Origin of the sequence: Allobosea sp. TAB14, assembly GCF_052113865.1 — a bacterium.
GTDB lineage: Bacteria > Pseudomonadota > Alphaproteobacteria > Rhizobiales > Beijerinckiaceae > Allobosea > Allobosea spartocytisi.
On the sequence record NZ_JBFRDQ010000214.1, the window covers coordinates 1 to 8,728 of the forward strand.

The window sequence follows — 8,728 nt, forward strand, 5'->3', positions numbered from 1 at the left end:
CCCTTCGGCATCGAGACCGGCCCATCGAGCGTGATGTCCTTGCCGCTGACCGTGATCGAACCCTTCGAGGAGAGAGCCATGGTGCCGTCGTTCTTCAACAGCACGCTCTGCTCGCCCTTCTGGATCATCGTGCCGTCCGGGCGCACCGAGATCTTGGCGTCACCGAACTCCATGATCTCGCCGTCCTGCTCGGCCGTGCCCGGCGCGGGATGATCATCGACCGGCCCGGCTGGCATGATGCGCGAGTGCTTGCCGAGCTCGCCGCCGGGCGAGATCACATAGACGGGCTCGCCGTCGCCGATCTTGCTGTAGCGGGAGACGCCGCCGCCCTTCTTGCCCGAGCTCGCGATGTGCGAGAGCGCCGGCGACTCGAAGGGCTGGCCGTCGACGCCCTTGTCGTCGAAGCGCGCCACCGTCTTGCTGCCCTCGCTGCGCTGAGCGATGCCCGGCAGGATCATGGTGGCGACGCGCCGCTCCAGCGCCGCCAGGCGCTTGGTGACTTCCTGGAGGTTCACGGTGAATCCTCCGACTCGGGCATACCGATCGGGCGCGGTAGCGGGTCGCTGCCGTTGATCGAGACGCCATCCGGAATCCACGGGTTCAAACCCGTTTCAAGCGTGCGCTGCACGTTCGGCCGGGCGACCACAACTTCGAGCAACCGCCATTTCGCCTCGACCAGCGCGATCGCAAGGTTCTTCTTGCTGGTGGCCTGCGAGACTGCGACCAGGCTCTGCCCGACATGGACGTCCTGAATCCTGCCGAGCCCGACCGAGGGATTGGCCTTGAGCACCTGTCCGACGCCGGTGATGAGGTCGAGCGCCGCCATGTCGGCCGAGGCGAAACCGGGATTGGCGCGGCCGGACGGGCCGGCCACGACGACGAGCGCGACCGAGACGTCCATATCGTCGCCGCCGTCCGTCCGCGGCACCGGCTTGCCGGCGAGGAAACAGACCCGGCAAGCCGGTGTCTTCGTGCTCTCGGCGAGCAGGTCGGCAAGATCGTAGCGGTCGAGCTCGATGCGCACGTCGTCGAACAGCTTGCGCGAGGGCGCAGTCTCGGCGGCACGCATGACGCCCTCGATCGCGGTGAGCAGTTCGGCCAGCCGGTTCATGGGAACAGGCTCCGCAGATACGCAGCTGCCGCCTGGACGAGCTCGGCGCGGTCCTCTCCGGAGAGGCCGATATAGGGGCGCGCAGGCATAGTGACCTGGCGGGCGAGCACATGCCGGTTCCCGATGCGGAACGACAGAAACTCGCTGGTCTTGGCGCGAATGATGCCACCGAATTGATGGATCGCGGCATAGATCAGGCCCGATCCGACGATGGCCTGCATGCCGGACACGGCATAGTCGATCGAGCGGGCGAGCGCGCCGGAGCGATGCAGGATCGGGCGGCGACCTTCGAGGTTCGGCGCCCAGGCCGAGCCGTCCGGCGCCGGGCCGCCGGCGATCAGGCGTTCGCGCACCGATTGCTGGATCAGGCGAGCCAGCGACTCAAGCAGATGCTCGCCCTGGAATGGATCGAGGCGGGCGAGTGCCTGTTCGACTGTCTCGAAGCCGGAGAGCTGGACATGGATGGCGAGCGTGCTCATTCGAGTGCCCCGCCGGTCCAGCGCCGCGGCTCGGCCGTGAAGAAGGCGCCGCCGCCGGAGGTCGCGCCGGCGCCGTCACTGCCGCCACCAGCCACCGGCGTCAGCTCGACGATCTCGGCATTGCCCTTCGCGACGTCGACCAGGAAGGCGAGCCGGAGCTTGGCGCGCTTCTCGATCTCCTCGGACATGCGGTCGGCCGCGGGCGCGAGCTGCCAGCAGGCGATATCGATCGCGCATTGCTTCAGGATCGCCGGCGTCGCGACCGTGATCGGCAGGACGTAGCGCTTGCGCAGATAGGGGTCGATCATCGCCCCGGCCGACTCGATCGCGTTCGCGACGGCGGTGTCCATGTCGACGTCGGACGGCACCAGCGTCTCAAGGTGACGCACGCCGTAGATCGCCTCGATATCTGCGCGGGTGGCGTAGGCCATAGGCTGCCCTGTGAAAGGTGCGGCCACCGTGGCGACGGTGGCCGCTTTCTGGCGGGCGGCGGACTATCGTCCCTGCACCGGGGCGGATCGCCATCCGCTGGCCGGGCTCCCATCGGGTGCTGGGGGCCTTGCGAGCCGTACCAGACCGCCCTCTCGGGGTATTTCGTCAGGCCGTCTGTTCGGCCTGGGCTTTGGCATAGACCTCGCCGGCGGCGCGGATCTCGTCATCGGTCGGCTCGAACCCGAGCTCGGCGGAAATCCGCCGGCGGGCCTCGGCCCGCAGCTGGCCGGCCTGCGTGAAATCACCGACCTGAAGCTGCGGCACGAGCGCGAGGATGGCAGCCAGGCGCTGCTCCCCGGGCGACGGCGCCGCCTCACCGTTCGGGAACGCGACGGCGGCAGGAACCACCGGGACCGTGGCGGCCGATGCGGTGAAAGCCTCGGACACCGCCGCCGGCGCGTCGCCGATCGGCTCGCGGTGGATCGCACCGAGACCTGCCAGAGCGGTCGCGGTCTCGGCATCRAGCGTTGCTTCGCCGCCGGGCTTCACGAAAGCGCCGATCGAATCCTGCACGTTCCAAATCGTGCGATAGAGCTTCATGGAAACCTCCTGTCCTCACCACTGCCCCGGCTCCGCCGGGGCAGGACGTGAAGGCAGCCGATCGCCGGAGCGATCAGGTGAGCGAGATCAGGAAGCCGGCGCGGCGGGCGACGATGAGCTCGCGCACGCTCTCGCCGGAACGGACCATCTGGCCGCCATGCAGGCCCATATCGACCTGCTTGGTGCCGGCGACGCGCGAGCCATGGACGGCCGTCATGCCGAAGGTCATGCCACCGGTCTCCGGAGTCGCGGTGCGGTCGATGAACTGGCCGGAGATCGTCTGGCCCCAGGTGCGCGCCATGGTCGGCGCCAGCCCGGGCCGGGCGACATTCACGCGGCCGGACCCGACCAGGATTCGGTTGATCTCGAAGGCGTCCGCCACCTCCTGCCGGGTCAAGCGGCCGGCTGCCGTGGTCGTGCCCTTCACCGCCTGGACCGCCTTGGGATGCTTGCGGAAGGCGCGCCAGGAGGCATGGCCGAAGGTCAGCTGGTTCGGGCGCATCCAGCAGGCATCGAGCATCGCGTCGATCGACTCGAAGGGATCAGCCGCGTCGTCGAAGAAGGCCGCAACCGTCGCGGCCATCTTCTGGTCGGCATGATAGGCACTGGCGTCGGTGATGGTGGCGGCGACGCGGATCTCGCGATCCAGCATCACGATGTTGGTCGCGAGCTCCGTCGCGCGGTTGCGCGGATTGTAGCCGGCCTTCTCGGCCTCGGCGATCGTGGGGTTGTCGAGCGGGATGTCGATACCGAAATCGACGACACCCGAATCCTTCTGCTCGCCCTGCAGCTCGACCTGGTTGGGCGCCGAGCGGTTGCCGACCTTCGTATTCGGCACCGAGAACATCTCAGCCTCCGGATACTCGGTCCATTTGAAGCTGCGGCCGCCCACGGGCACGCGCGGCAGCACGTCGTCGGCGATCATCACCACGTCGGGATTGCGATAGGCGATCGCGATCGCGGTCAGCGACGGATCGCTCTGGAACTGCTGGTTGTCGAGTTTCGCCATGGATGCCTCGGTTCAAGTGTCCGCGAACAGCGGATCAGGAGTTGGCGGCGTTGGAGAGCGAGCCGCCGGGCGTGATGGCGACCGGAACGAGCTCGCCGAGGGCGGTGGAAACGCCGAAGGCGGTCCCGATGATCTGCTGGGTGACGGTCGCGGCCGGGGCGGCGGCGACGACGCGGCCTTCGGCGTCGACCGTGAGCATGGCGCCCTGGGCGAAGGCGCCGCCGGCCTCGACCGTCTGGATGTCGCCGAAATAGACGTCGACACGCTCGCCGGCGGCGACGGTGCCGATCACGCCGGTGACGCCGATCAGCGTCTTGGCGGTCGGCGAGGCCGCGACCTCGACTTGGCCTTCGGTGGCCGCGAAGGCGACGACACGGCGGGGCTTGATGGCGCCGGCCGAGACGAAATTCTTGACCGGCCCGAACTCGTTGCGGTTCATGCGGAGGCTCCCTGAAGATGAGCGACCGCATCGGCGGCGCTGACGATGACGCCCTTGGCCGCCTGCTCGTCCATGTACTGGCGAGCGCGGGCAGCGAGCTTGACCGGGTCGGAATTGTCGCCGGTCTGGTCGACCTGGTCGGTCTGCTTCTCGCCGGGCTTGATCAGCACCGGCATGGCGTCGATCGCCGCCTTGGTCCCGTCGTAGTTGGCCTTCGCCAACGCCAGGAAATGATCCTTGGCGGCGGGCGCGACCTTGCCGGCCTTGACCGCATCGTCAACGAGGGTTGTGCAGAGCGCGAGCTGCGCCGCATCCTTGCCCTGCTGGATCTCGGCCTGGGCAGCGGAGAGAGCAGCGACAGTGGCGTCGTGCTGGGCCTTCGCCACGAACTTGTCGGGATCGGGCGTCTTCATCGCCGTGATGGCGGCGGCAGCCTCGGCCACGCTGGCGCCGTGCGCCAAGCCGAGCATGGGCAGCAGATCCTTGAGATCCATGGATTGATCCTTGGTTGAAGCGGAAGCGACGGCCGGCATGCCGAGCGCCGGCGAAGTGACGAGGGCAGCGCCCTTCATCAGGCGGGCGGTGATCCCATCGGCATCGAGCCAGAAGGTTGGCGAGATGTAGCGGTAGGAGCGCGCGGCGAGCGCCTGAACCGCATCGGCCAGCCAGTCGACCCGGCCGAACACACCCTCCGGACGAGCCGCCAACTCGACGATCCAGCCTCGGGCGGGCTTCGTGCCGGTGATCATCGCCATCTCGGTTTCGTGGTCGAAGTCGAAAGGCAGATCGATGCCGCCGGCAGCATGGGCCGCGACGAGCTTCTCAGGGTCGAAGTTGAAGACCCGGCCATCCCGCGCCGTGACCTGGCCGCGGGGCGTGAGCTGAACCCACTCCGGCGGCTTGCGCGTCCCGTCCTGCGCGCTGGCCAGCTCGACCGCGAACGCGACGCCACCGGCCACGAGGCCGGCGGGCAGCGAGTTGCAGAGGGAGAGGCGTTTGTTCATGAGCCGCACCATGGCGGCGGTTACAAACGCAAAGGCCCCTGACGGGCGTCAGGGGCCGGGCATTGGCATCACGTCGATGATGACCTATATTCGGCGCGCGGTCGAGCCATGGATACCCGGCCCTGTGCCGAGGAGGGGTGCCGACCTCCCGACCGCTACTTCTCCCCTTCCAGCTTCCTCTTCAGCGCCGCCTCCCGGCCGCGATAGACGCTGTTGACGAAGATCTCGCCCTCCGCGCTGGCCTTCAGGATGACGCGCCAGGCGATGCCATCGATCCGCTTCCAGAGCCCGAGCTTGCCTCCCTTGCTGTCGACGGCGTCAGGCTCGTCGAGAATGTCCTGCAGCCGCGGCCAGAAGCTAGCCGAGACCTCGGGATGCTGCGCCTGGATCTTGGCCGCGTCGGCGACCGAGAGCGTCGCGACGCGGTTCGGCGTGCCCAGCTGGCTGGCAAGGCCCGGACTGACCACCGCAGCCGGCCAGCGCAACCGGCCGGCGCCGGCCTGCTCCGGATCGAGCCTGCGCTGATAGTCGAACCGGGCGCCGTTCTCCGAGACATAGGTGAAGACGGGATCCGCGCGCAGCCGGCGCACGGTCTCCCGCCTGGCTTCGCTCCCCATGGCGTCGAGCCGGTCGACCAGGCGCCGGCTCGCGAGCTGTTCGCGAACCTTGCCCGGGTTGTTGTCCCAGCCGGGGTCGATGCCGGCCGGAACCAGTCGGCTCTCGCCGGTCGTGCCGTTCGTCCAGGGCCGGAGATTGAGCGGCGGCCGCGTAAGCTGCGCGCCCTCGCGCGRCATGGCCCGCGACCGCACCCGGCATTTGCAGCGCCAGCCGTTCGGCGGATAGTGCGTCGACCACCAGCTGTCGCTCGCCAACAGCGTGGTGCCGACCCATGACAGATGCAGCGGCCGCTTCCGCTCCGAGGTCGACGTCAGATATTCGAGGTAGGGGAGCACGTCCTTGACGCGCTGGATGCGGGTCCAGTCGCCTGCCGCCTCGGCCGAGCGGATATTCGCGTCGTAGATCAGGTCGAGGCGGCGCAGCGAGCCAAGCTGAACCTTGGCAATCTCGCCGGTGCGCGGATCGATGACGCGCTTTTCGCCCCACCAGCCCTTCGCCTTCAGCAGCGGCGCGAGCTCGTCGCGGAACTGGCTGAAGGGGATGCGATCGACGACGGCTTTGCGCGTCGCCTTCTGCAGGTCGTCGAGCACATCGAAGCCGGCGGTCCGTGCCACCGTGAACGACAAGGCGTGCTCGCGCGGTGCAACCTCGTCCCAGCGAAACGAAGGCCGCGAGGACCGCCGGTCGAAATAGTCGACGACTTCCTTCGGCGCCGTTCGAAAGAGGTCTTCAACCGCCATTGAAGGGCGAGCCCCACAAATGGCCCAGGACGGCCGGGAGCCCCCAGCCGCTCCGACGGGCCGGAGATTCTTTTGAAACTGAAATTGAAAGCCCTGTGGCCGTCTGGCGGCGGGTCTGGCTGTCAGTCGAGACCGGCATCGCCGCGCCCCCGTCCGATCATGTTCAGGGCGGCGAGCTGCTCCGCCAGAGCGCCGACCGGGAGATCGGCGCCAAGCCGCTCCAGGGCGCGCTGGAATTCCCCATAGGCGCTTCTGAGGCCCGAAGTTCGCGTCCACGGTCGCGCGGATCATCTGCTCCATAAGGGTGAGCGAAAGATCGCGGGCGTCCGACTTCTTGATGTCGAGGCGAACCTTGTCCAGCACCTCCTCGCCAGCCTTGCTGGCGCCGGTCCCGTCGCCGGGCTTGCCGATGACGAGCTTCGAAACCTGCTCGTCCAGGAAACGGACATTGGACTCGAATGGCTTGTCGCTGAAGCCTTTCGCCTCCAGGAACTCCATCTCCATGTCCTTCGGCACGATCGCCGCCGCGTCCCGGCCGAGCATCCGCACGGCCGCCAGCAGGATCTTGCGATCGTCGAGCGAGGAGCCCGGCCCGTATTTTCCGAGCCGCATCGGCATGCCGTAGATTTCGAGGAACTGCGCCCAGTCGCGCATGCTGAAGCTCTTCAGCATGAACGACCAGGCGCCGACCCGCGCCAGGCCGTTGCGCGCCGGAAGGCCCATCTTGAGCAACGGGACGTGGACGAGGTACTTCAGCGGCTCCAGCGGCACGCCATCCGCGACGCCCTGGACGCGCAGATGGAGCTTCGTGCGGGTGCGCTGATCCCATTGGAACAAGCGGGGATCGCGCCAGATGAAGCGCTTCGGGATCCAGGCCGAGCCGACCTCCCAGACAACCTCGACGACGGAATAGCCCTTAGAAAGCCCGTCGACGAGGAAATCCGGCAGGGTTTGGAAGGCCGGAGTTTCCACGACCTCGTTGCGCAGGAAGTCGGCAATCTCGACATCGCGCTTAGCTTCGGACGCCGGCGAGACTTGGACCGCAAGCGACGTGACCGCGTTGCGGCGGGTCTCCAGCACATAGCGATAGTGCGGCTCGCGCTCCTCGATCTCCTCCGCGAGCGTCAGGAAGTCGTGCATCTCGCCGCGGCCGGCATCGCGCAGCGTGCGCGCTAGGCGGCCGGGATTGAGGCCGGGCGCGATCGCCTCGTCGAAGGGATGCTCGATGCCGGTGACGGTCGGCACGGCGCGCTCCTGCGTAAGCACGCTGGAGCTGACCGGGACGCCGAATTGATCGAGGAGCTGGAATTTCGCCATTGTGACCTCACCAGAGCCCGTCGCCGCGATCCGGCATCATCCCGTCGAAAGCCTCCGTAACCGGCACGAGGCCGCTACCCATCTCCTCGGCCTGGCTCGCGCGGGCGCTTTCGTAGCCATAGGACTCGGTCGTCATCCGGGTCGCTGAATAGGCGAGCGCCAGACCGACCGCGAAGTCGCCGTGCCGCTTCTCACCGGTCGTCGCCGAGGTGGTGCGCAGGTTCGGGATCTGGGCGACGCCGCGGATGATCTTGACCAAGCGCAGGTCGCCCACATGGTCGGCATCCGCCGGCAACGTGATGTTGTCCTGCTCGAAGGCATCCTTCAGCGGCGGCATCTCGGTCCGATACCACTCGGTCGAAAGCTTCACCTCGACGAAGGACGTGCCGAATTTGAGCATGGCGCTCTCCGCCATCTGGGCGCCGAGGCCGGTGGCATCCGTGCAGCCGCCGATCAGGCGCGGCAGCCGCTGGACCATGGCGTTGCGGATCTGCTCCTGGTGAACGAACGGCACGCGATGCAGCTCGACGACGAAGGGCACGATGCGTCGGAGCGTGCGGCCGATCTGGATCGGCACCATCACCGAAGCGTCGCGATGGCGGGCGACGTCGTGGCCGAAGGCGCTCATCAGCGCCGGGTCGATGGTCTGCTCCATGACCGGCATCAGCAGGTCGTCGATCCAGGCGCGAATCTCGGCGTTGCGGAAGACCTCCGGCCGAAACACGAACTCGGGCGGCAGCGATAGGCGCAGCACGCGCTCCTGACCCGCCGGCGGCTTGACCATGCGCGCCTCGATCAAGGCGGTGGTCAGCCAGGCGCCGGAGCCCTGCGCCGGAATGCAATAGAGCTCCTCGTCGGCGCCATCGCCGTATTTGCCGATCAGATCCTCCCGCCAGTCGGCCTCCTTCTCGGCCGTCCACTCGCCATGCTTGTGGGCGTTGACCATGCAGATCCGCTCGAACAGCCCGTCCTTCAGGGC

General features: G+C 67.9%; 9 protein-coding genes and 1 pseudogene. All 10 read right to left on the minus strand.

Features of this window, described 5'->3' with window-relative positions; genetic code table 11:
• Positions 1–515 (minus strand): hypothetical protein (locus AB4Y99_RS23840; RefSeq protein WP_441525062.1); only part of this gene is annotated, 515 nt, incomplete at its 3' end.
• A complete protein-coding gene (locus AB4Y99_RS23845) occupies positions 512–1,111 on the minus strand; it encodes a hypothetical protein (protein WP_441525063.1) in 600 nt (199 codons plus the stop codon). The genes AB4Y99_RS23840 and AB4Y99_RS23845, both read right to left, overlap by 4 nt.
• Positions 1,108–1,590 carry a phage virion morphogenesis protein gene (locus AB4Y99_RS23850; RefSeq protein ID WP_441525064.1) on the minus strand — a complete coding sequence of 161 codons (483 nt, stop codon included), beginning with the start codon at positions 1,588–1,590 and terminating at the stop codon, positions 1,108–1,110. The genes AB4Y99_RS23845 and AB4Y99_RS23850 overlap by 4 nt, the downstream gene beginning before the upstream one ends.
• A complete protein-coding gene (locus AB4Y99_RS23855; protein ID WP_441525065.1) occupies positions 1,587–2,021 on the minus strand; it encodes a phage protein Gp36 family protein in 435 nt (144 codons plus the stop codon). The genes AB4Y99_RS23850 and AB4Y99_RS23855 overlap by 4 nt, the downstream gene beginning before the upstream one ends.
• Positions 2,022–2,187: 166 nt before the next feature.
• Positions 2,188–2,622 (minus strand): hypothetical protein, encoded by a 435-nt coding sequence (locus AB4Y99_RS23860; RefSeq protein ID WP_441525066.1) that lies wholly within the window; start codon positions 2,620–2,622, stop codon positions 2,188–2,190.
• A 73-nt stretch (positions 2,623–2,695) separates the two neighbouring features.
• Complete coding sequence (locus AB4Y99_RS23865) at positions 2,696–3,631, minus strand: capsid protein (RefSeq protein WP_441525067.1); 936 nt, start codon at positions 3,629–3,631, stop codon at positions 2,696–2,698.
• Between the two features lie 34 nt (positions 3,632–3,665).
• Entirely contained in the window at positions 3,666–4,070 is a 405-nt protein-coding gene (locus AB4Y99_RS23870) for a hypothetical protein (protein WP_441525068.1), read from the minus strand.
• Positions 4,067–5,074 carry a phage protease gene (locus tag AB4Y99_RS23875; protein ID WP_441525069.1) on the minus strand — a complete coding sequence of 336 codons (1,008 nt, stop codon included), beginning with the start codon at positions 5,072–5,074 and terminating at the stop codon, positions 4,067–4,069. The genes AB4Y99_RS23870 and AB4Y99_RS23875 overlap by 4 nt, the downstream gene beginning before the upstream one ends.
• 155 nt (positions 5,075–5,229) lie before the next feature.
• Complete coding sequence (locus AB4Y99_RS23880; RefSeq protein ID WP_441525070.1) at positions 5,230–7,749, minus strand: phage portal protein family protein; 2,520 nt, start codon at positions 7,747–7,749, stop codon at positions 5,230–5,232.
• A gap of 7 nt (positions 7,750–7,756) precedes the next feature.
• Positions 7,757–8,728, minus strand: a pseudogene (locus tag AB4Y99_RS23885) (hypothetical protein); the annotation flags it as partial.